General features: G+C 41.4%; 22 protein-coding genes and 1 pseudogene. 11 read left to right on the plus strand and 12 right to left on the minus strand.

Annotated elements, in window-relative coordinates:
- From M8E35_RS22415 to M8E35_RS22430, 4 genes are all read left to right on the plus strand, one after another.
- Nucleotides 1-198 (plus strand): hypothetical protein (locus tag M8E35_RS22415; RefSeq protein WP_252472691.1); only part of this gene is annotated, 198 nt, incomplete at its 5' end.
- Nucleotides 199-398: 200 nt separating this feature from the next.
- On the plus strand, nt 399-1,334 hold the full coding sequence (locus M8E35_RS22420; RefSeq protein ID WP_252472693.1) for a DUF2935 domain-containing protein: 936 nt from the start codon (nt 399-401) through the stop codon (nt 1,332-1,334).
- 137 nt (nt 1,335-1,471) lie between these two features.
- Nucleotides 1,472-1,849: a hypothetical protein gene (locus M8E35_RS22425; RefSeq protein ID WP_309446499.1), complete on the plus strand. Its 378-nt coding sequence runs from the start codon at nt 1,472-1,474 to the stop codon at nt 1,847-1,849.
- A 335-nt stretch (nt 1,850-2,184) separates the two neighbouring features.
- A complete protein-coding gene (locus M8E35_RS22430) occupies nt 2,185-2,346 on the plus strand; it encodes an aspartyl-phosphate phosphatase Spo0E family protein (RefSeq protein WP_252472695.1) in 162 nt (53 codons plus the stop codon).
- Between the two features lie 206 nt (nt 2,347-2,552).
- Here M8E35_RS22430 and M8E35_RS27060 read toward each other — a convergent pair.
- Nucleotides 2,553-2,699 (minus strand): annotated as a pseudogene (locus M8E35_RS27060) (two-component sensor histidine kinase); the annotation flags it as partial.
- 451 nt (nt 2,700-3,150) lie between these two features.
- On the opposite strand from M8E35_RS27060, the gene M8E35_RS22435 reads away from it, so the two are divergent.
- Together M8E35_RS22435 and M8E35_RS22440 are read left to right on the plus strand one after the other, a co-directional pair.
- Nucleotides 3,151-3,489: a PadR family transcriptional regulator gene (locus M8E35_RS22435; RefSeq protein ID WP_252472697.1), complete on the plus strand. Its 339-nt coding sequence runs from the start codon at nt 3,151-3,153 to the stop codon at nt 3,487-3,489.
- A gap of 11 nt (nt 3,490-3,500) precedes the next feature.
- Nucleotides 3,501-4,862, plus strand: a complete 1,362-nt coding sequence (locus M8E35_RS22440; protein ID WP_252472699.1) for a permease prefix domain 1-containing protein — start codon at nt 3,501-3,503, stop codon at nt 4,860-4,862.
- A 471-nt stretch (nt 4,863-5,333) separates the two neighbouring features.
- Here the strand turns inward: M8E35_RS22440 and M8E35_RS22445 are convergent, their stop codons facing one another.
- The gene (locus M8E35_RS22445) at nt 5,334-5,528 is read right to left on the minus strand and encodes a hypothetical protein (protein WP_252472701.1); all 195 of its coding nucleotides are present in this window, start codon (nt 5,526-5,528) and stop codon (nt 5,334-5,336) included.
- Between the two features lie 164 nt (nt 5,529-5,692).
- On the opposite strand from M8E35_RS22445, the gene M8E35_RS22450 reads away from it, so the two are divergent.
- Nucleotides 5,693-5,869 (plus strand): aspartyl-phosphate phosphatase Spo0E family protein, encoded by a 177-nt coding sequence (locus tag M8E35_RS22450; RefSeq protein WP_252472703.1) that lies wholly within the window; start codon nt 5,693-5,695, stop codon nt 5,867-5,869.
- Nucleotides 5,870-6,702: 833 nt separating this feature from the next.
- Nucleotides 6,703-7,428 (plus strand): SGNH/GDSL hydrolase family protein, encoded by a 726-nt coding sequence (locus M8E35_RS22455; RefSeq protein ID WP_252472705.1) that lies wholly within the window; start codon nt 6,703-6,705, stop codon nt 7,426-7,428.
- A gap of 101 nt (nt 7,429-7,529) precedes the next feature.
- Here M8E35_RS22455 and M8E35_RS26595 read toward each other — a convergent pair whose 3' ends face one another.
- The 9 genes from M8E35_RS26595 to M8E35_RS22495 form a co-directional block, all read right to left on the minus strand.
- Complete coding sequence (locus tag M8E35_RS26595) at nt 7,530-7,658, minus strand: hypothetical protein (protein WP_289710975.1); 129 nt, start codon at nt 7,656-7,658, stop codon at nt 7,530-7,532.
- Nucleotides 7,659-7,977: 319 nt separating this feature from the next.
- The gene (locus tag M8E35_RS22460) at nt 7,978-8,673 is read right to left on the minus strand and encodes a FadR/GntR family transcriptional regulator (protein ID WP_252472707.1); all 696 of its coding nucleotides are present in this window, start codon (nt 8,671-8,673) and stop codon (nt 7,978-7,980) included.
- Nucleotides 8,674-8,698: 25 nt separating this feature from the next.
- Nucleotides 8,699-9,715 carry an LUD domain-containing protein gene (locus M8E35_RS22465; protein WP_252472709.1) on the minus strand — a complete coding sequence of 339 codons (1,017 nt, stop codon included), beginning with the start codon at nt 9,713-9,715 and terminating at the stop codon, nt 8,699-8,701.
- A gap of 5 nt (nt 9,716-9,720) precedes the next feature.
- Nucleotides 9,721-11,883: an LUD domain-containing protein gene (locus M8E35_RS22470; RefSeq protein WP_252472711.1), complete on the minus strand. Its 2,163-nt coding sequence runs from the start codon at nt 11,881-11,883 to the stop codon at nt 9,721-9,723.
- Nucleotides 11,884-12,021: 138 nt separating this feature from the next.
- A complete protein-coding gene (locus M8E35_RS22475; RefSeq protein ID WP_252472713.1) occupies nt 12,022-12,738 on the minus strand; it encodes an ABC transporter ATP-binding protein in 717 nt (238 codons plus the stop codon).
- 2 nt (nt 12,739-12,740) lie between these two features.
- Nucleotides 12,741-13,502 carry an ABC transporter ATP-binding protein gene (locus M8E35_RS22480; RefSeq protein ID WP_252472715.1) on the minus strand — a complete coding sequence of 254 codons (762 nt, stop codon included), beginning with the start codon at nt 13,500-13,502 and terminating at the stop codon, nt 12,741-12,743.
- The gene (locus M8E35_RS22485) at nt 13,499-14,440 is read right to left on the minus strand and encodes a branched-chain amino acid ABC transporter permease (protein WP_252472717.1); all 942 of its coding nucleotides are present in this window, start codon (nt 14,438-14,440) and stop codon (nt 13,499-13,501) included. Before M8E35_RS22485 ends, M8E35_RS22480 begins: the two co-directional genes overlap by 4 nt.
- Entirely contained in the window at nt 14,441-15,322 is an 882-nt protein-coding gene (locus tag M8E35_RS22490; protein ID WP_073032535.1) for a branched-chain amino acid ABC transporter permease, read from the minus strand.
- An 18-nt stretch (nt 15,323-15,340) separates the two neighbouring features.
- Nucleotides 15,341-16,495: an ABC transporter substrate-binding protein gene (locus M8E35_RS22495; protein WP_252472719.1), complete on the minus strand. Its 1,155-nt coding sequence runs from the start codon at nt 16,493-16,495 to the stop codon at nt 15,341-15,343.
- 153 nt (nt 16,496-16,648) lie between these two features.
- Here M8E35_RS22495 and M8E35_RS22500 point away from each other — a divergent pair, with 153 nt between their 5' ends.
- The 3 genes from M8E35_RS22500 to M8E35_RS22510 all read left to right on the plus strand — a co-directional run bounded on the left by M8E35_RS22500 (nt 16,649) and on the right by M8E35_RS22510 (nt 20,624).
- The gene (locus tag M8E35_RS22500; RefSeq protein ID WP_252472721.1) at nt 16,649-17,962 is read left to right on the plus strand and encodes an N-acetylmuramoyl-L-alanine amidase; all 1,314 of its coding nucleotides are present in this window, start codon (nt 16,649-16,651) and stop codon (nt 17,960-17,962) included.
- 275 nt (nt 17,963-18,237) lie between these two features.
- Nucleotides 18,238-19,137 carry a DMT family transporter gene (locus tag M8E35_RS22505; RefSeq protein WP_252472723.1) on the plus strand — a complete coding sequence of 300 codons (900 nt, stop codon included), beginning with the start codon at nt 18,238-18,240 and terminating at the stop codon, nt 19,135-19,137.
- Nucleotides 19,138-19,361: 224 nt separating this feature from the next.
- Nucleotides 19,362-20,624: an ammonium transporter gene (locus tag M8E35_RS22510; RefSeq protein ID WP_252472736.1), complete on the plus strand. Its 1,263-nt coding sequence runs from the start codon at nt 19,362-19,364 to the stop codon at nt 20,622-20,624.
- On the opposite strand, the gene M8E35_RS22515 is transcribed toward M8E35_RS22510, so the two are convergent.
- Nucleotides 20,621-20,959, minus strand: a complete 339-nt coding sequence (locus M8E35_RS22515) for a P-II family nitrogen regulator (protein ID WP_252472739.1) — start codon at nt 20,957-20,959, stop codon at nt 20,621-20,623. The genes M8E35_RS22510 and M8E35_RS22515 overlap by 4 nt on opposite strands.
- Nucleotides 20,960-21,061: the final 102 nt, after the last annotated feature.

Consider the following 21,061-nt stretch of genomic DNA (forward strand, 5'->3'; position numbering starts at 1 on the left):
AAAAGTTGTATGCTTTGTGGCAGAAACCTGTATGCTTTCATTGACGTAAATGTGTATGCTTTAGTTTACCATTCACAGTTACGAGCAGAAGTCTTCCATAATACAAATATGAATGTTTGCATTGTAAGGAGCGAGGGTATTACAAATGAGCTGATGCGGTTCACCATGTTCTGTATGTTAGAAAGCATCCTCGATTAGCTTTGAGTAAGACTTATATATTCCAAGGTGAAGAGAGAAGGAACCTTATTCCTTTGTGCCATGCATGCCATGAGATAACTCACGGTTACAGAATAAAGAAAAAGGACAAGCCTTTGACCGAGGAGCGATGGTAAGTGTTTGTCACCCTTGTCCTAAGATTGTAATAGTATGTACTAAGACTTTGGATAGGGGGGAGAAAAATGGGTCATAGGATATCAGTGGCTGATTTTGTGCGTTTGTCCTTAGAAGCAAACTTGTTTTTTTTACGCATTATGAAGGAACATTCGTTTTTCCTTGAAGCAGGGTTCTTACCAAAGGATTTAAACTTGGCCAGTCAGGCGGATCAGTTTAAGGAACAATTTAATGCGCTTTTACAGGAGACTGTAGGTTTAGCTAATAGAAATATCAGCAGAATAGTTCTTTCTTCCGGGGAAGTGGTTACTGATAAAACCCTCAGAGCAGAGCAAAAAACTATTGAACTTTCAGGCATACTAATTGATACTGAATTAACTTTAGAGGAACTAGAGCTTGAGCCTGGTGTACCAAACCCAAACCTAGCGAACGCGGTAGCAAACTTAAACCAAAGAGCTATTGCCTTGACCCAGGAGCTAATTCAGTTTAAAACTAGAATTCTTAATCAAATGCTAGATTGCACTTTGTTTACGTTTAACTTTCCCTTGTTGATAGACCATATTAGACGGGAAGCTATCTTTTTTGTTCAACAATTGGAACGCCTCCAAAGAAGGGAACAGGTTAATCCTACCCAGGAAATTATTTCGGAAAAAGCCTTTTGGGATAGAATAATGAAAGAACATGCTCAATTTATTTCTCATTTATTGGATCCAACCGAAGTTGCCTTAATAGATACAGCTGATACGTTTGCTGATTTGTTTGCTTTGCTTCAAGGTAAAGTCCAGCGAGCAGAAGAAAATATTATAGCTAGACTTTTACTTGGAAGTTTGATTAGGGAAGAAACTAGGGCAACAAGGGATATAAGGGATTTCAAAGCTACTGCTACTGAGGGACTTTTAGCATGTCAGATAAGATCGATAATTATCCCGCTGTTAGGAGATCACGTGCTTAGGGAAGCCAATCATTTCTTAAGAATCCTAACTAATCCTCGTAGTTTAATTTAGATAAATAGTCACTTGATAATATAAAGGGCGGGAGTTTTATATCTCGCCTTTATATTATTAATTAAGAGTTTAGTGGTATTGAATATATAATTCAGGAATAATATAACTTTTTAGGTTCGTAAAAGATATGGTTCTTTTTGAAAAAATTAATGCCATTTTACTTGATTGTTAAGCTTAAGCCAAGGTTTAATATCATTAAATTACTAAGAAATGCTTATGTTGATTCAGAGAAGTATATTGAAGATCAGTACAAGGAGTGGGAAGCCATGAAAGTTCTCATGAAACCGATTGAGGTAATTGCGCACTTTGAACAGAACGGCACATCGCACCCACTACGCCTAAAGTTTAACGATAAAGAACTCAAGATCGAGCAGGTAATCTCAATGACAGAAGAAAAGCTTGCTGGCAATCGAATGCTAGTATTCCGATGTCGGGGCGAGATTAAGGGAGAGCTCCGACCTTTCGAGATCAAGTATGAGGTTAATACCTGCAAGTGGTTTCTGTGGAAGATGTAGATAGAGAGAGTTGCCCAGGCTCTCCCTATCTCTTTGAGAGGAAAAATAATAAATGGCAGCTACGATATACTATATGTGTGCTCGTCCAAAAAGGTTACGAACTTGTTCTCAGTACTTGTAGTAGTTTTTGTATAAGATGTAAGGCTCCATATTTCTGTGAAAGCATACCTTAGCCTTCATCGGAAACAGTAGAGGCTGTTATTTTATGAGGTAGTTTCTCTGTAGCCACATATCATACCTTTCGACAAAACCTTACCTTTAATGCTATTGAAGTTAGTAATACATAATACTAGAATATTCAAGGGTGCAATTTTGCTTAGGATGGTGTTCTAGAAATGAAACTCAAAGTCACCGAACAAATAGAAGAGTTAAGAATAGAAATGCAAAAAATTGCTTCAGATAAAGATCTCACGGATCCCAAAGTGGTAAGAGCTAGTGAAAGGCTTGACGAATTAATTAGTCAGTTTTACTTGAGCCAAATGAAGAAGATATTGTAAAGTACATAAAAAGGAGAGCATAGCCCTGCTCTCCTTTTTCGCTGTCTGTATTTCGTGGACATCATCTTCAACTCTACGTTCCCTCGACCAGGTTAAAGTACGCCTCGCGCACTCCATTTGCTACAGCTGTTTCGATTAGGTAGTGCAGCGGTGCAAGGCTGAACAACCAGACGAAAAATCGGTTCCTCTGGTTTTTATGACATTTATCATATAGCTCCGTTCCCGATATGTTGGGGAAATCGGATCAAAAAGGTGGTTCCCTCTGAGCCACTCTTCACTTCTATCTTCGCAAAATGCCTTCGTGCAATGTTATAACACATTGGGATGCCTAACCCTGTACCATTTTCTTTAGTTGTGAAAAATGGAGTTTCTTATACTCTTGGGTAGTTAAACATTAATATAACAATTATAGGTTCGGTATTTGAAGTTTAAGTTTTGAATAAAAACAGAAAATAGGATAATACCTTTCTATCTAAATTCTCCAAACGGAATGACATTCTACATCTATAGACGAAATTCCTTTTGGCAATAGGACTAAAGGCCTAGTAAATTATATATAAAAACAAACCATAATTATCTTTAATTAAATAAATGAACCCCTTCCCAAATGGCTGATTATTTAAGGAAGGGGTTCATTTAATTAATTTGACCAAATACTTTCAACAAAACTGGCCCTCGGCGTGATTTGAATTGCCGGGGGCCTTGCGTGCGAATTCATGGTTAATTATTTGGACTTACAGTTGACACACATAGAGCATCTAGGTATTCTATACATAGAAGTATTAGGTATAGCGGGGGGATTGAATGAATGTATCTAAAGACTTGGTAGCCGCCTCTGCTACCCCACTCATTTTGGCCATTCTCAAGGAAAACGACAGTTATGGCTATGCGATTATCAAGCGCGTGAAAGAGATGTCTGAGAATCAACTAATTTGGACGGAAGGTATGTTGTATCCGGTATTACATCGTCTGGAAGAACATCTGTTAATTGAATCTTACTTGAGTAAATCGGAGGCAGGCCGGCAGCGTAAATATTACAGGATTAAAGAGAGTGGGTTAACCGAGTTAGAACTCCAAAAAAAGCAGTGGGAGATAGTTAATAATGCTCTTGCTAGGACCTGGAATGAAGAAAGTAATTCGTAAGGAGGATCAAGATGTTTGATTTGGAAACACAGATTCATTCGTGGAGCGATCATTTGAGAGCCCGTGGTAATTTAAGCGATGCCGATATTCATGAATTGGAGAATCATTTGCGGGACGAAATCGAGGACTTAATTGTAGCAGGACTCACGCCAGATGAAGCATTTTTAATTAGTGTCAAACGTTTAGGAAATGTCGTTGCGATCTCACATGAGTTTGCCAAAGTAAATACTGAGAGCCTGTGGAAACATTTATTAGTAGATCCGATAGATTCACTGGCCAAGCAGCTGAATCGGCGCGATATTACCCTGGTGGTGATTTTTGCGTTGCTAGCCGGGACACTGTTCAAAATTCCTGAGCTTTTTGGTTTCGGATTACTCGATCAAGACGGTGAAATTAAAATAGTCTTCATTAAAAACTTTAGTTTCTTTATTTTGCCTTTTATATCGGCATTTTTCTTAATCAAGAGGAAATCAGAGTTAAAAACATGGGTAACGATACTGGGGATTTTTATCCTAGCAGCGGTGATTATCAATGTGTATCCGTCATTTGATCCTCACCATACAGAAGTTCTTACCATCTTTCATCTTCCTTTGTTTTTGTGGTTGGTCGTCGGAGCAACATATATAGGCAGGGAGTGGCAAGGCAGCAAAGGGAGAATGAATTTTATACGCTTCACAGGTGAAGCCTTTATCTATGGTGTATTAGTCATGGCAGGTGTAATGGTGTTATTCCTGTTCACGCTAGTTATTTTCCAAGCCATCCAAATTGACGTCCAAAAATTTCTTGCAGAGTATTTACTGATTTATGGAGGGTGTGCGGCAGCCATGATTACTGTATATTTAGTAGAGGCCAAAAAAAGCGTGGTGGAGAACTTTGCACCCATTTTGGCCAAAATATTCAGTCCGCTCTTCCTGATAATTATGGCAGCATTCTTAATAGTTATGATTATTACCGGTAATAGTCCATTTATGGAAAGAGAGTTCCTAATTGCATTCGATCTTATGCTGGCTTTAGTACTGGGGTTGGTATTGTACGTCATTTCGGCGAGAGATATTCGCCAGCCAGCCAACCTGTTTGATTACTTGAATCTAGCCCTGATCCTGACGGCCCTGGTTATCGACGGGGTTGCTTTATCGGCTATACTTTTCCGCATGTCCGCCTTTGGCATTACCCCCAATAAGCTGGCCGCGCTGGGGGAGAATCTGGCTTTGCTGGGCAACCTGGCCGGACTTGCCTGGTTATATATCGGGTATTTCAAGAGGAAGTTTGATTTCTCTAAGATAATAAAATGGCAGACAGATTATCTCTATGTTTATTTCATTTGGACAGCAATTGTTGCATTCATATTCCCCATTGTTTTTAGGTTTAATTAATTCGTTCAAACCTCCATCCTCGGTCCTCACCATGATTTCGGCAGTACCAGACGCCAGCCCCTTGATGTCCATTGGTTGTTCTCGGTAGATATGATCGGAACAAGTGCCAAGGTAAAAGGCCCAGGTATTTCCTGGGCCAACCTTTATGCTGTTGTAGTTGTTCTTGTTGTTATGAGCCCAAACCATGGAGAAATTAATAGTAATAATACAATTAAAAACGCTAAAAACCCTAGGAATCCAAAGATAAACATTATCTGTTCACCTCCTCATTTTGGGATTCCATAAGATGAGAAGGCACCTGATATATACTATGCTGCATGTCCATTAAGTGTGAATGGCCTACGATTTTAGAGGATAGCCACTAAACAATCTCTTAAAATTGGCAGTGGAAGTCGCAAGGTAATCAGCAGAGCGAAGCCCTGTATATCAACGGGTCAGGATGAACGGTTGATATACAGGGCTTCTGTTTTATCAAGAATGGCCTAGTTCACTGACGGCCTCAAGATTTGTCCCCCGATAAAGTTTATCCTCAGGTTGTCCGTGTTGTGATGCAGAAATTTGGTGCCTTAACTTAGTATAAGTCTGCTGCAAATGGGAGTATTTATCCTTAAGTTCTCCTAATTCACTGGCTAAAGCTTCTCTTGTAGCTTCATCTTTATGGCTCAAAAAGAACCCCTCCTTTATTTAACTTATTATTTAAACAGTATCTCCTAAATTGCAGGAATGATGTTTATTTCCTTCGAATTTACACTAAGAAATTTGAATTGTTTTTCCCATTTTATTTTTATAGATGGGCATACTAATAACCTAACTAATTAGGAGGGATTACTTTGTCTGAACTAGATGAAATAGTAAATCAAATCGAAGAATTACGTTCAAGCACGATCAAGGTAAAAGAGGATAAATGCTATACAAATCTAGAAGTCGTGGCTGCGTGTCATGAGTTGCATACCGCCTTAGATAGATACCAAGGAATACTGATGAGAGTCAAAGAAGAGGATAAATGACTTGTTTTACAAAGATAGGACTAACGGACCTTGTAGAAAATGATCAAAGGAAATATACTTATTTAACACTATATTAACGGAATAAGTCACAAAATGGTGAAAGAGGAATCTTTATGAAATGGTTAATCCCTTACATAGTTGTAGTTGGGTTACTATTATTGTTTAATCACGGAGCTCACATGAACGATGAAGATTGAGGAACAAGGGTGATTGGAGTCGCGCTTGTTTTTTGGCTTAAGCATTTGCAAAAGTGACAAACGCCTTGAAAAAGGGGGCGTTATTTTTATGACTTAAACTGAATGCGTGAATGAATAAATTTATTTCATGCTGCTGATCGGTATCTTAAAATGGAATATTATGGAGATGCCCAATAAAGCGGCAAAAAACCATGCTAATAGAGGATTTTTAAAATGAATTCTTAAAAGCAGAAATGAATAGATATTAAAGCCGATAGACCAATATAAATTCCATCCATGATAATATCTGAAGTGTCCTATTTTGAGTGCGATAAATTCAATAGTACTAAATAGTGCTACCCAGGCTAAAATAAAAATGCTTTTTTAGCTATAGTAGGATCGACTGAACAATGCGTACTTATGACTCTCGTTGGTTACGATGGGAGTTTTTTGCTATAATTCGACAAGTTTCCCCTTACTTCTCGAGAAAGTTATGAGATGATTGGGACTGGAAAGTCAAAGTATTAGAGGATATTTATTAGTTAGCCCTTCAGCAATTTGAAATTAGTAGCGAATATTTGTGGTTTTTAATGCTTGGTTTATGACGAGGTAATTTAGAAAATTGTAGTATTAGGCACAAGAAAGAGAGTAAAGACAATGAAGAAGATAATCATGTATGTATTATCCGCAACACTGGTGTTCACTACTTTAAGTTTTGGTATTCCAGAAACAGTACAGGCAGCAGAGAGAGCAGTGAATACTGCAACGGTCGCTAAAGTTCAGACCTTGAAAGGGATTAGAAAGTTAAAAAACGATAGAGTTAAAGCTGTAATTCTTGGGGATTCAATTGCTGTTAGTCAAGGCGCTTCAGATCCCATAAAAAATGGTTGGAATAAAGATCTTAGAAGATCTTTGTACAAGACGTATTCAAACAACATTGTTTGGGATAACAAAGCTTTATCAGGAGTTCTTATTGATTATTGCTTAACGAGAGCAACAGAAATAGAAAGTAGTACAGACGTTGTATTTATATGTGTAGGAAGAAATGATAGAAATTTTTATACTCCATCCCAGTTCAGTAGAAAATATACTCAGTTAATCCGTATCATTAAAAGCAAAGCTCCTAACGCAGATATATTTTGCATTGTGGAACCTCCGATGGTTTCATTAGATGAATCTTCATTTATGGGTATCAGAACAGCAATTATTAATGTGTCTGCTAAGACTGGGTCAAACTTATTAGATGTCTGGAGTGCATTTCCTAAAGATCTAGTTGACTTGGACGCATTCATGAAAGATGGACTTCATCCAAATGACAAGGGGTATAAGCTAATGTCGAACTACATGTATGATCGATTAGTTAAGGTGATTAAGAGAATCTGAAAATTGTAAAAGGTAGAGAAGCAGTAAAGGGGAGCCTAATCGCTCTCCTTTTTGTTCGTCAGGTGTAAATAAAAATTGCCGCCCTTACGGACGGCTCTGTCTCAGTCAAACATACGATCATTATCTCCCCAGATTTTGCCTAACCAAACCGCTGCACTAATACCAATAGCATGGATAACTAAAGAGCGAGGACTGAATAAACTGCTTTTGCGTTTCATCATTCCCATCATTTATATAAACCTCCTTTTAACTTTGTAACAAATCTATTTTTTGTTATTTTCGTCTAAAGAATACTGGCAAAAATTTGTAAGCATGAATGGTTTTTAAAAGAACAATGCATAGGATAAAAAAAGAGGCTTAGGTTTAATACCTAAGCCCGAACTATAAAACTAAGCCGGTTCTCTGAGCCTGCTAATTATTATAATCAATATAATAATTAGGAATAGCACTCCTAGAATCAAGTCAATTCACCCCCTTACGGTTTGGTCATAAGAGTGAGGGGGGATTTATATATTCTATTCAGCTTGTCCTGAGAATGTTCGTGGGGGACTAGCCCTCGCTCCTTGAGCCCTCAAGATGCTTTCTCATAAGAATCTTGGATTGTTCCGCGTTGTGACTGACAATAGCATCATAGATTGAGATATGTTCTTGAATCGTGCATAGTCCCCCGATGTCATGACTAAAACGGAGCGGTCCGGCTTTCTTAATGAGTTCTAAAATATGGACTACAAACGTCTGCAATAGTCGATTCATCATCGAATTCTGGGAAGCTTGCGTAATCAAAAAGTGAAACCGCATATCCGCTTTAGCATAAGCGTCCAGATCTTCTAACGATGACTTCATATCACGAAGGGCATGGGAAATTATCTGCAAATCTTCTTCCGAGGCTCGCAATGCTGCTAAACCCGCACATTCGACTTCGAGGGTAATACGCGTTTCCCACAGTTCCTCTATTCGTGTCGGCTCTACCGATAAGGCTAAAGCTAAAGGGCTAATAACGTCATTTAACTGTGCATTCCGTATGAAAGTGCCGCCTCCAGGCTTAATTTCAACCCATCCTAAGAACTCCATAGTTCTTAGCGCTTCACGCAAAGTGGTCCGGCTAACTCCCAACTCGCCAGCCATTTCCCTTTCACCCATCAGTCGGTCGCCGGGATGGAGCTTTTCTTCGATAATCAAGTTATTGATTTGTTTTAAAACCTCTTGAGACGTTCGCTGAGGTTTCGTAATCTTTTCAAACTGCATTGGAACCTCCCATAAGCGCACGGAGCTAAACTTGAATACCTGCAGGACAGTTTTCATTACACAATGAGCAGTCTCCACAATCCGGATCTTCAGCTTGTTTGGAGCCCTCCAAAAAAGCTGCTAAGACGTTTGCTCTTTTGCCGGAGTAATAATAACCCCTCTCTAATCCCTCTTCAAGATATTTTGGACAATCAACGAGACATCCTCCACAGTGCAGGCATTTAAGCAAATCCCACTGCTGATTTTCAGATGTTTCCAAACGTCCATTATCCAGTAAAATGACATACACCTCTTTGGGACCATGCATACCTTGGACCATTCTAAACTCAATATCGGCTGTTCTGCTGGGGCCACTGATAAAGGAAATATACTTAAGAATATCTCTACCTAATCCATATACACTGATCGCCCGACAAATGCTCAAAGCATCTTCGAGAGAGGGGACGATTTTATCGATTCCTGCCACCACGATATGGTTATATGGAAGATTCGAGGTAAATCGTACGTTTCCCTCACTTTCTAACAGGGCCAGGGTTCCATTTTGTTCAATGATAGCCTCTGCACCTGTAATACCATATTGCATGTGGGCCGCCTGCTGCTTGATCTCATCCTTAATTTGGGCTACCCACTCTTTATTGGAGATTGGCGTATTGATACTGGCAATCCAAGGGTGTGCTTCGACCTTATTCCCGGCAACTCTTTCCCCCAGGTCGGTATTGAGAATCTCAACATTATTTGATTTTAAATACTCTCTCAGAGCAATTTCGGTGAAAACAGAGTTTTTACTCATGGCTACGCTCTGATGACCCGCCAGGATTTTCAGGATTTGCTCTTGAGCTTCTGTGGAGTTCTTAGCAAAGATCACATGACATCCTTTACCTTTGAGGGAAGAAGTTGCTTTTTTCACATACTCTTTAAGATTAGCCGCAGTCGTGCTTTTGATCTCCTGTACTTGGCTAGCCAAATTCGGATACTCTTTAAGAAGTGTGTCGCGGCGAGAACTGATTTGTTTTAAGATAGTTCGAACTTTCGTACTGCTCATTCTGCTTATCTCCTCCCATAGGCGCGGCTAAGAATCTGAACCACGTGAGAAACTTTTTGTTTCATTTTGTGCTGAGCAATCCCATCACGGAAATGAACCATACATCCGGGACAACTCGTCGCCAGGGTGGTAGCCTGGGTGTCGGTGACGGTCTTTAATTTTCCTTCGTTAATCCGTTGCGAGAGTTCATAGAAACTTAAGCTAAACGAACCACCGAACCCACAACACGTATCGGCATCCTGCATTTCCACATAATCCACCCCAGGGATCATCTGGATGATTTCTCGGGGTTCCTTTTTTACACCCATACTTCGAGCGAGATGACAAGGATCATGGTAGGTTACTTTTTCCATAACTCCCTGTTCAGGAAGCTCTAAGTCAATATCTTGGATAAGAAATTCATTGATATCTTTCACTTTCAGAGCAAGTCTTTTTACCTTTTCCTGAAGCTCAGGGAAATCCTCCGCAAACAGTTTAGGGTACTCTTCTTTAAAAGCGACAGCACAACTTGGGCAAACAAAAACCAAAGCATCCATATCAAAAGAACTATAAGTCTCGATGTTTTTTAGAGCCATGGTTTTGGCATGATCTAAATCTCCACTCACTATACTAGGAATTCCACAACAAACATCCTCTTTGGGAAGTTTAACCTCAACGTTATTTTCACCTAAAACATGAAGAAGAGCTTCTCCAAGATCTGTCTCCGTGTAATTGACTACACACCCAGGATAAAAACCGACTTTTTTAATCGGTTTAGCAATCGTTTTAGGTTTGGCGATTTCCATAAAAGACTTGTCTGAGAATCGAGGAATCACGCGCTCTTGCGGTAACCCGAATGAATTGAACGTCAAACGGGAAGTCATCCCCATATCAGACTCTTTTAAGGCCAGCTTCCCGAAGGTTGTTGCTAGTTTACTTACTACCGGCAGTGTTCGGGGTTTGGTTAACATCGAGAAGACTAAATCCTTCTTCCAACCTACCCCTTCTTTTGCTACAGCATCTTGCCGAAGTTTCCATAACATTGCTGGGGTCGCCATCTGTACGGGACAGGCAGTTTGACACTTTTGACAACCGATACAGAGAGATAAGCCATTTTCTTCAGACTTTTCTAAGTCACCATGGAAGGCAGCAAAGACTAAGCCGCGTCCCCCAAGATACTTATATCCGTATTTGCCGCCAACTTCCGCATAGACTGGACAAAAGTTCAAGCAACTTCCACAATTGATACAATAAAGGGACTCTTTAAAGCCTGCATCAATCGCTTGCTTACGTCCATTTTTCAATAAAACGATGTGCACTTCTTTAGGGCCTTGACCGTGCGTATATTCCTCAAGATCAGGATCAAGAGCTTCGCTCACTCCTGAGATCACGGAAACATAGGTTCCTATGTCCTGTCCTACGCCGTAAACCGCTGCGGCTCGCACAACTTGCATAGCATCTTCAAGGGAAGAGACGATTTTTTCCACACCTGCGATCACAATGTGAACTTTAGGCATCATCGAAACCGCCCGAATATTGCCTTCATTCTCAGTTACGAAAACACTCCCCGTATCTGCTGCAATCGCATTTGCTCCGGAGATCCCCACATCCGCTTTAACCAAAAAATCACGGAGTCCTTTACGAGCAGAAACGACCAGCGCTTCGGGAGTGCATTCTAATTGGGTTCCCTCCTCGTCAGAAAAGAGCTTGGTTATCTTTTCAATAGGAATATGGATAGCTGGTGCCAGTGAGTGACTCGCTTCACACTTTGCCAGCTGATTAATTCGATCTCCAAGATCAGTTTCTACGACCTTCACGCCACGATCTTCGAGGTAATGTGAAATATTGATTTCTTTACCGGCATTTGACTTGGACTTAACGACCAAGCCTTGATCCGGAATGAGGCTTGCAATATACTTCTGAGCATCTTCAGCAGTTTCAGCTAGATATACTTTACAGCCCTTTTCTTCCAATGATCGTTGTGCTTTTGCGATCACTTCATCCAAATGCCCCATACTGTATTCTTTGATTTTACGCAAACGGTTAGAAAGCTCGGGATAATTGGGGACCATCTTCAACATGGCTGGGCGAATCGCATCAAAAGCTCTAAATCTACCCTTCCGAGATTCCATATCATGGAGTCCTTCGGTGACTTTGCTTTTCACGATTTTATAGGTTTTATTTCCCATGGTAAACTATCTCCTCTCTTCGGTTTACTGGTTGGACCGGCAGGCATAAATAAAAAAACCCTTCGTAAAAAATAATCCCCACGCCTATGGATATAAGGGGGGGATTAAAGCAATGAATAAACGAAATAACTTGATTTATTAGGTATCTGCCTTCGCTCCGCCCAAGTAGGCTTCCATAACACGAGGATTCTTGGCAACCTCTTCAGCTTTTCCGTGCAGGACGATCTTTCCTGTTTCCAGAACATAGGCATAGTGAGCAATCTTTAAGGCTTGACGGACATTTTGTTCAACGAGAAGTATGGTTGTACCTTCCTGATTGATCTCTTGAATAACTTTGAAAATATCAGAAACTACTAGAGGTGCCAAGCCCATGGAGGGTTCATCGAGCAATAGAAGCTTAGGTCTGGCCATGAGTGCACGGCCGATCGCCAGCATTTGTTGCTGTCCGCCAGAAAGCGTTCCTCCTAATTGTTGTTTGCGTTCCTCTAAGATTTGAAAACGCCTAAAAACCTTCGCTAAATCCGCCTGAACTTCTTTATCTTTCCGCTGATAGGCTCCCATTTCCAAGTTTTCCAGAACCGTCATCCCTGCTAGAATCTTACGTCCCTCCGGCACTAGAGACATTCCTAAGTTTACGATTTTGTGGGGGGCTAAACCTCGAATCTCCTGGCCCAGGAACTTAATCTGCCCAACCTGAGGTTTGAGAAGCCCAACAAGAGAGTTCATTGTAGTCGTCTTTCCAGCTCCATTCGCCCCGATGAGGGACACAATCGAGCCTTGGGGAACGTCCAGGTCTATTCCTTTGATTGCTTTAATACTGCCATAACTCGTTGACAAACCGCTAATGTTCAGCATCTCTACGCCTCCTCCCGGCCTAAATACGCCTCAATGACCAATGGGTTTTTCTGAATCTCGGCCGGGGTACCTTCAGCAATCTTTTGTCCGAAATTAATCACCACGAGTCGGTCGCAGACGTTCATTACTAGGTTCATATCATGTTCAATTAAAACGACGGTTTTCCCCATCATTTGTATTTTCTTAATCAGAAGACGCAGGTCTTCGGTTTCACTCTCATTCATCCCTGCAGCGGGTTCATCGAGAAGAATTAACTCGGGTTCTGTTGCGAGTGCCCTGGCAATTTCCAAGCGGCGTTGTTGCCCATAAGGGAGCGACCCCGCGGGAGAATCTGTGTCATTTTCAATCCCTACCAACTGCAGCAGAGCCTGGGCTCGTTCTCTGGTTGATTTCTCTTCCTTACGCTGAGCGGGAGTACGCCATAATCCTCTCCATACGCCGGCTTTAGTTCTGCAGTGTGCCCCGACCATGACATTGTCCAGCGGACTCATATGGCCAAAAAGACGGATATTCTGGAATGTCCGAGCTAAGCCCAACGCTGTAACCTTATACGGCCGTAATCCTAACAAGTTTTTACCGTGGTAGCTTATTTTCCCCTCAGTAGGAGGGAAAATTCCAGTAATTAGATTAAAGAGCGTCGTCTTTCCAGCACCATTAGGTCCAATTATTCCTATAATTTCCCCGTCATTGACCTTAAAACTAACGTCACTTAAGGCAGCCAAACCGCCAAAGCTTTTACTCACTTGATCAAGGACTAATGTCATTGCTTAATCCTCCTTCCAAGCTTGCGTTTCCAGAAACGAACCGTCTCCTCACTGATGAGTCCCTGAGGACGAAAGGCCATCATAATGACCATTAGTGCGCCGTAAATCATCAGGCGGTATTCAGATGCCGAACGCAACAGTTCAGGCAACATGGTTAGCAGTAATGCTCCGACAATTGGACCTATAATTAGGTCGCTTCCACCTAAGACAGCAAAAGAAAGGATTTCAACGGTACGGTGGTAAGCAAAATCCTTTGGCCCGATGAAAAAGGTTAAATGGGCAGACAGACCGCCGGCCATCCCAGCGATGAAAGCTCCTAAAGCAAAGGCAAGCAGTTTATAATACGTCGTATTGATTCCCATAGCTTCGGCTGCAGACTCATCGGCTTTAATAGATGCAAAAGCTCGACCGACTCGTGAACGGTTAAGTCTTGTACAGAAAAATACCAGAAAAGCGAGAATGAAAATCAGAACAACTAAAACCAGCAAGTTACTGGTCTGCTGAGCGGTTAATCCTCCAAACCGCGATAAACCAAAGGAAGACAACATTTTGCTGATCTTTGTTCCAAGGGTTGGAATTCCGGATATCCCTAAGGCACCATTAGTGATTTTTAAGTTCAAAATGATTACTCGAACAACTTCTCCAAATCCGAGCGTGGCAATAGCCAGGTAAATCCCAGTGAGTCGTAAAGCCGGATATCCAATGATTAGTGAAATGAAACTTGCTGCAGCACCACCGATAGGGACGGCCAGATAGACGGGAAAGCCTGCTTTTACGGTCAGAATCGCACAAGTATAAGCTCCAATGCTCATAAAGCCGGCATTTCCCAAAGATAACTGTCCGGTTGAGAGCGTCATATAAATGCTCACCCCAAGGATGGCATTCACCAATACAAATATAACAATTTGAAGATAATATTGGTTTAGTATAATATCCATTTAAAATCGTCCCCCTTGTCGTTTCCCAAAAAGTCCTTGAGGACGAATGAATAAAATCAAAATAATTATTCCAAAGGCTACGGCATCTCTATAGGAAGATGCTCCGTAAGCTACAGTGAATACTTCGGCAATTCCTAAAATCAGACCTCCCAGCATCGCTCCGGTGATATTTCCCATTCCACCAAGGATCAGAACAGCGAGCCCTTTCAAGCCCATGCTTAATCCCATAGTAGGTTCCACAGCATTAATAGAGAGTCCAACAAGAACTCCTGCAATTCCACCTAATGCTGAAGCGAGTGCAACGGTTAATAAGATAATTTTGTTAGTGTTTATACCGAGCAGGTTGGCAGTCTCAATACTCTCAGCAGTTGTCCGGATGGCTTTGCCAACACGAGTTTTAGACAGCCAAAAACGAAGAACAAACATCAAGCCGAAGGATATCCCAAGAATTACAATTTGGACAAGGGTAATTCGAATCGGCCCCAGTTGCAACTGAACTCCTGATAATGCTCCCGCAGGAAAGGCCTGTGATTGCGGCCCAAAGATCTTTAAAGCTAGATTTTCCAGAAAGATCGATACCCCAATTGTGCTAATTAAAGGAGCCAGATCGGAAACGGCCCGGCGTCTCAGGGGACGCAGGGCCAGCATTTCCAGAAGAATACCTAGCAACGCACTGGCCACCATGGCACCAGCCATGGCCACAAAGATATTTACCTTCAGATAATTCACCAGAAATAATCCGACGAAGGCCCCGAACATAAATACCTCTCCGTGAGCCATATTGATGATATTTAGGACCCCCATAATCAGGGTATATCCTAAAGCGACTAATGAATATGTGCTTCCCAATGTTAAGCCATTGACCAATTGTTGCCAGAACAAGACGTTCACTCCCAAAGTTTATTTTAGTTCCGTAAACTGACCGTCCTTAACGATCAAAACAGTTGCGTCCATCAAGGGATTCCGTTTTTCATCAAAAGCAAACTTTCCTGTTACACCTTGGAAATCTTTAATGGTTGCAAGGCTGTCACGCAGCTTTGCGCGATCCGTGCTTGACCCGGCTTTCTCCAAAGCGCTGGCATAGATGTATAGCGCATCATAAGACTGGGCAGCAAACTGATCGGGTACTTTATTGTATTTTGCTTTATAATCGGTCACAAACTTTGTGATTTTTTCATTTTCCTTACCTGGGTACCAAGGGCTCGCAACAATCGCCCCATCTGCTGCTTTTCCGGCGATCTTGATCAACTCTGGAGAGTTAAAGCCATTCGTACCGACAAAGGGGACAGTAATCCCAATTTCTCGGGCTTTCTTTAAAACGAGAGCTGCTTCCTGATAGAGGCTTGATACCATGACGGCATCTGGCTTTAATGAGGAAATCTTTGTCAGCTGAGCGGAGAAATCCGTATCCTTATCAGCAAATGTCTCGGTAGCTAACACTTCCACCCCATTATCCTTAAGGGCTTGCTCCATCGTCTTATAACCGGACACAGCCCAGTCGTTATTGCTGGAGTACATGATAGCTACTTTTTTTAGGTTATACTTTTCAACAGCCATCTTGACGGCCTGGGGAACTGCTGAAGACTCTGGCAAAGCATTTCGGAAGACAAACTCCCCGATATCAGTTATCCCTTCAGCCGTGGTTGAAGTTCCCATGATTGGAACTCCTGACTGATTAGCAATCGGCCCACTCGCAAACATTTCTCCACTCAGGGTCGGCCCAATAAGTGCTACGACATTATCTTTGTTAATTAATTTATTGACCGCATTAATTGCTTCGGTATTGTTCCCACGGGAATCTTCGTAGACGAGCTCGATTTTGACCTTTCCTAGGGCATTAATTTCATCCTTAGCGAGGTCCAGACCTTCCTTCTGTGACTGACCATAGGCGGCTCCCCCCCCAGACAGATAGGCAACGACACCGATTTTAGCAGCCCCTGCACCTTCTGACTCAGAATTCGCAGCCGGAGCGGAACCTCCTCCACATCCCGCTGTTGTCAAAAGCAGTGTTCCAATCATCATTCCAGTAAACCATTTTGTAAGCCCTTTTTTCATTGTTACAAATACACCGTCCTTAATTTGATTGTGTTTTATAATAGAATTAACTATTCGTCATATCTTATGGAATACCTGCTTGTAGCAAAAAAAACCACGAAGTTTGTAACACTTCCCAATCTCGTCGAATAGAGTGAAAGGGGAGGTTTTGACATGAAAGTATGTATTGATCCAGGGCATGGCGGTTATGATCCAGGGGGTATCGGAAACGGACTGAAAGAGAAGGATTTAACACTGGACGTATGCCTTAAATTAAAGCCATTGCTTGAGTTCAACGGTATAAGTGTTATTCTGACTCGTGACGGAGACTATGCTCCTGGGCATTATGAGAATGACCAAAAAGGAGATTTGGGAGCGCGAGTTAACAGCGCAGAATTAGGAAAAGCAGATCTATTTGTTGGGGTCCATATAAATGCTGGTGGGGGCACAGGGGTTGAGGTACTCGTTATAAGTACTGGTGGACGAGCGGAAATAGCAGCCAACAAGGTCTTGCCATATCTTGTTCAGGTTGGTGGCTGGGCAAATCGTGGAGTAAAAACTCAGAATGTCATGGTGCTTAGGGAAACAAGTATGCCTGCAATTTTAACGGAAAATGGGTTTATCGATACAGCAACCGATGCGGCAAAATTAAAGGAACCCATTTTTCGTCAGGCGCTTGCAATAGCTCACGCTAAAGGGATTTGTGATTACTTTGGGATTTTATACAAGGAAGCAAGTTCAACGCAACCAACCCCTAGTGTCATGTATCGTGTCATTTTAGATGGCAAGCAGACTATGGCTTTAAGTTCTCAAGAGAGTGCAATTACTGAGGTGAAAAAAGCGGTTGACAGCGGGCAGGTTTCAGGGGGGGTGGTACAGCGAACAACCGATAATATAAACGTCTTTGAGTATGAGGCTAACTCAAATGTTTCGAAAACTCCCATTATGGGTGAAGAAACCATTACAATTGAGCAGTGTAGACAGTTTTTGTTGAAGAATAATTCTAATGCACCAGATATTATCCCCTTCTACAAGAAGATTGGAGAAAATCTTGGCATAAGATGGGGTTACGCAGTAGCACAAATGATAAGAGAAACTGGCTACCTAAGATATACTGGGGTTGTGAAGGCTGATCAAAATAACTTCGGTGGAATCGGAGCTGTTGGAAATGGGATTCAAGGTGCGTCGTTCTCGTCACAGGAAGAAGGTGTGTTGGCCCACTTAGAACACCTTTTTGCATACGTCACAACGCAACCTTTGCCAGCAGGAGTACAGAAGGTAGATCCTCGCTTTGATTTGGTTGAGAGAGGAAGTTGTCCAAACTGGGAGGATCTTAACGGCCGTTGGGCAGTTCCAGGGAATGGGTACGGTCAGGACGTAGTCAGAATCTACGGTGAAATGGCTAAGGAGACGATATCAGACAGTGAGGAAACATCTATATTGAGGAAGATATCCCAAATTATTTCGAATTATTTTTATGGGAAATAACTTGATATAAGTAATCGGAATTATTTAGCAGAGAATTTAATTCTATGACGTAAAACAAGGCTTTAGGCAATGACAAATGCCGAAAGCCTTTAATATTCTTATAGTAGTTGAATTCGAATGGTTCTTTGGATATAAGCTGTATGAAAAGGTGTGTAAAATGATGTTTAAAAATTGAATTTGTTACTAAGCGGGGGGTTTAATATATAACTAACTATGTTATAATTGCTGAGTTAAAGAGGCTAACAATTGAGCTAAAATGGAATAGAGGAAGAGAAATGTTCCAATCACATTTAGGAGAAATTGCTGCACTTGTAACTGCGCTGTGTTGGACTATTACAGCCGTTGCATTTGAATCAGCAGGAAAAAGAGTAGGTTCAATATCAGTAAATCTAATTCGACTTGTCATAGCCTTACTCTTAATTTCTGTCTTTAATTTATTTACTCGAGGAATGATGCTTCCACTGGATGCCTCAGGTTCAACCTGGTTCTGGTTATTCATTTCGGGAACAATTGGCTTTGTGATCGGAGATTTGTTTTTATTTCAGGCGTTTGTATTAATTGGTTCGCGTCTGTCGATGTTAATTATGTCAACCGTACCACCTATCACAGCTATAACTGGTTTTATAATGATGGGGGAAAGAATTTCATTATTGGGTTTAACTGGTATGATGCTGACGATTTGTGGGATCGCCTTGGTCATCTTGACTAGAAATCCAGAGAACAGGATGGTTAAGTTTTCTTATCCGATAAAAGGGTTAGTATACGCCTTTATTGGTGCTTTAGGACAAGCTTTCGGACTTGTTTTTAGTAAATTTGGCATGGGCTCTTACAATGCTTTTGCAGCAACTCAAATTCGCATTATCTCAGCTATTATAGGATTTGCTCTCGTAATTACGATAACGAAAAATTGGAAAAGTGTGTATTCAGCACTGAAAGATATGCAGGCGATGAAATATATCTCCATAGGGTCGCTTTTTGGTCCGTTTATCGGAGTGTCATTAGGACTGTTGGCTGTACAGCATGCACCAACAGGAATTGTATCGACAATTACTTCAATTACGCCTATACTTATTATCCCAATGGCAATCTTTATCTTTAAAGAAAAGGTATTGCCAAGAGAGATTTTTGGAGCAATTATAACTCTGGGAGGAGTTTCCCTTTTATTTATCAAGTAAGCATTATACTTTGTGAATATTAGTAAATCTGAAAAATCTATAGACACTTTTATTTTTGGCAACTATAATAAAGTTAACAGCAAATGGCAGGATCTAGAGAGAGCAAAGAGGCTCTAAAACGGCGTTTATTAAAACGCTCTTTTAGAGCCTCTTTTTTATTCTGAGCCAATCAAAGTTCACTAGGGTATTATTTAGTAAGTTTAAAGAGACGAGGAGGATTAATAATGACAGCATTAAATACTGGGGATATTGCTTTCCTGGTTATATGTACTCTGCTAGTTTTTCTAATGACGCCCGGCCTGGCATTATTCTATGGGGGAATGGTTAGAAAACGCAATGTGCTTTCCATTATGATGCAAAGTTATGCTGCCATGGGGGTAGTCACAGTTATTTGGGTATTATTTGGATACTCCTTAGCCTTCGGACCGGATCACGGTCATATAATAGGCGGTCTTGATTGGATAGGACTTAGAGGAGTGGGGCTTTCTCCCAACCCTGATTATGCTCCGACTATTCCTCATTTATTATTCTTCCTGTTCCAACTAATGTTTGCGATTATCACACCGGCTGTGATAAGTGGAGCAACTGCAGAAAGATTGCGTTTCACAGCATTTTTACTGTTTATCATTCTTTGGAGCACGTTCGTATATATACCTCTGGCCCATTGGGTGTGGGGAGTCGGCGGGTGGATGCGCAATCTGGGAGTATTGGATTTTGCGGGAGGTACGGTCGTTGAGGTAGCTTCTGGTGTATCCGGATTAGTAGCAGCATTTGTAGTAGGTAAGCGTTTAAAGGTAGGGTATGAGTGGAATATTCCCCATCATATGCCCAACGTTCTTTTTGGAGGCGGGCTATTATGGTTTGGTTGGTTTGGATTTAATGCCGGAGGTGCAATGGGAGCAAATGGCGTCGCGGTACTTGCGCTTGCTACAACTCAAATAGCCGGAGCAACCGGCATGATCGGATGGGCGCTGGTTGAATGGATTCATCGTCGCCAAATAACCGTCTTCGGTGCGGTCAGTGGGATTATTTCTGCTCTGGTAGCCATCACACCAGCAGCGGGATATGTCTCGACGGTTAGTGCTCTGCTTATTGGATTTATCGCGGGAGGAGTATGTTATTTAGCAGTCAGCATTCTTAAAGCAAAGCTAGGATATGACGATGCCTTAGATGTCTTCGGAATTCATGGAATTGGAGGAACATGGGGGACAATTGCTACCGGGATTTTTGCTGATTTAAGCCTTAACCCACAAGGAAAAAACGGTTGGATTAATGGAGGCGGATTTGAACCGGTTTTAATACAATTACTTGCGGTGTTAACTACATATATATTTGCTGGAATGATGACGTTTCTCATTCTAAAGGGAATAGCCTTGATTACCCCCCTTAGAGCAAGCGATGACGAACAAGTTAATGGATTGGATTTAACTCAACATAGAGAAAAGGCCTATCCAGACTTTGAACTTAGCGAAAATGTGTATATCTAAAGAGCCGCCTCACCGTGTTCGCCTGTTCGAATGCGGACTGAATCCACTACGTCATAAACGAAGATTTTACCATCTCCAAATTCACCGGTTTTCGATGTTTTAACAATGGCTTCGATGACTTCATCTGTTTTCTTAGATGAAACCACTACTTCCAGTTTTATCTTTGCTAAAAGCTTTGTGACGATTTCTTGACCGCGGTAAATTTGAGTGTAGCCCTTTTGATTTCCAAACCCCGAAACGTTAGAGACAGTCATCCCATTAACACCCAGGTCCGATAGAGCGATCTTTACGTCATTAAGTTTCTCTGGTCTAATGATTGCTTCAATCTTTTTCATAACTACCACCACCTTAATTGTTTATTCTTAGACAGAAAAGGGTCTAGGTTACTCCATTATATCAGAATGCTTTTTTAGATTACATCTCTTTTAAACGAAAAG

Source organism: Desulfosporosinus nitroreducens (assembly GCF_023897015.1).
GTDB lineage: Bacteria > Bacillota > Desulfitobacteriia > Desulfitobacteriales > Desulfitobacteriaceae > Desulfosporosinus > Desulfosporosinus nitroreducens.

Bases quoted from the DNA above. Each gene is read 5' to 3' on its own strand.
- M8E35_RS26595 (WP_289710975.1), bottom strand. From the start codon at position 7,658: ATGATGGGAATGATGAAACGCAAAAGCAGTTTATTCAGTCCTCGCTCT.
- M8E35_RS22420 (WP_252472693.1), top strand. From the start codon at position 399: ATGGGTCATAGGATATCAGTGGCTGATTTTGTGCGTTTGTCCTTAGAA.
- M8E35_RS22455 (WP_252472705.1), top strand. From the start codon at position 6,703: ATGAAGAAGATAATCATGTATGTATTATCCGCAACACTGGTGTTCACT.
- M8E35_RS22460 (WP_252472707.1), bottom strand. From the start codon at position 8,673: ATGCAGTTTGAAAAGATTACGAAACCTCAGCGAACGTCTCAAGAGGTT.
- M8E35_RS22510 (WP_252472736.1), top strand. From the start codon at position 19,362: ATGACAGCATTAAATACTGGGGATATTGCTTTCCTGGTTATATGTACT.
- M8E35_RS22465 (WP_252472709.1), bottom strand. From the start codon at position 9,715: ATGAGCAGTACGAAAGTTCGAACTATCTTAAAACAAATCAGTTCTCGC.
- M8E35_RS22430 (WP_252472695.1), top strand. From the start codon at position 2,185: ATGAAACTCAAAGTCACCGAACAAATAGAAGAGTTAAGAATAGAAATG.
- M8E35_RS22435 (WP_252472697.1), top strand. From the start codon at position 3,151: ATGAATGTATCTAAAGACTTGGTAGCCGCCTCTGCTACCCCACTCATT.
- M8E35_RS22505 (WP_252472723.1), top strand. From the start codon at position 18,238: ATGTTCCAATCACATTTAGGAGAAATTGCTGCACTTGTAACTGCGCTG.
- M8E35_RS22500 (WP_252472721.1), top strand. From the start codon at position 16,649: ATGAAAGTATGTATTGATCCAGGGCATGGCGGTTATGATCCAGGGGGT.
- M8E35_RS22485 (WP_252472717.1), bottom strand. From the start codon at position 14,440: ATGGATATTATACTAAACCAATATTATCTTCAAATTGTTATATTTGTA.
- M8E35_RS22515 (WP_252472739.1), bottom strand. From the start codon at position 20,959: ATGAAAAAGATTGAAGCAATCATTAGACCAGAGAAACTTAATGACGTA.
- M8E35_RS22495 (WP_252472719.1), bottom strand. From the start codon at position 16,495: ATGAAAAAAGGGCTTACAAAATGGTTTACTGGAATGATGATTGGAACA.
- M8E35_RS22440 (WP_252472699.1), top strand. From the start codon at position 3,501: ATGTTTGATTTGGAAACACAGATTCATTCGTGGAGCGATCATTTGAGA.
- M8E35_RS22475 (WP_252472713.1), bottom strand. From the start codon at position 12,738: ATGCTGAACATTAGCGGTTTGTCAACGAGTTATGGCAGTATTAAAGCA.
- M8E35_RS22480 (WP_252472715.1), bottom strand. From the start codon at position 13,502: ATGACATTAGTCCTTGATCAAGTGAGTAAAAGCTTTGGCGGTTTGGCT.
- M8E35_RS22470 (WP_252472711.1), bottom strand. From the start codon at position 11,883: ATGGGAAATAAAACCTATAAAATCGTGAAAAGCAAAGTCACCGAAGGA.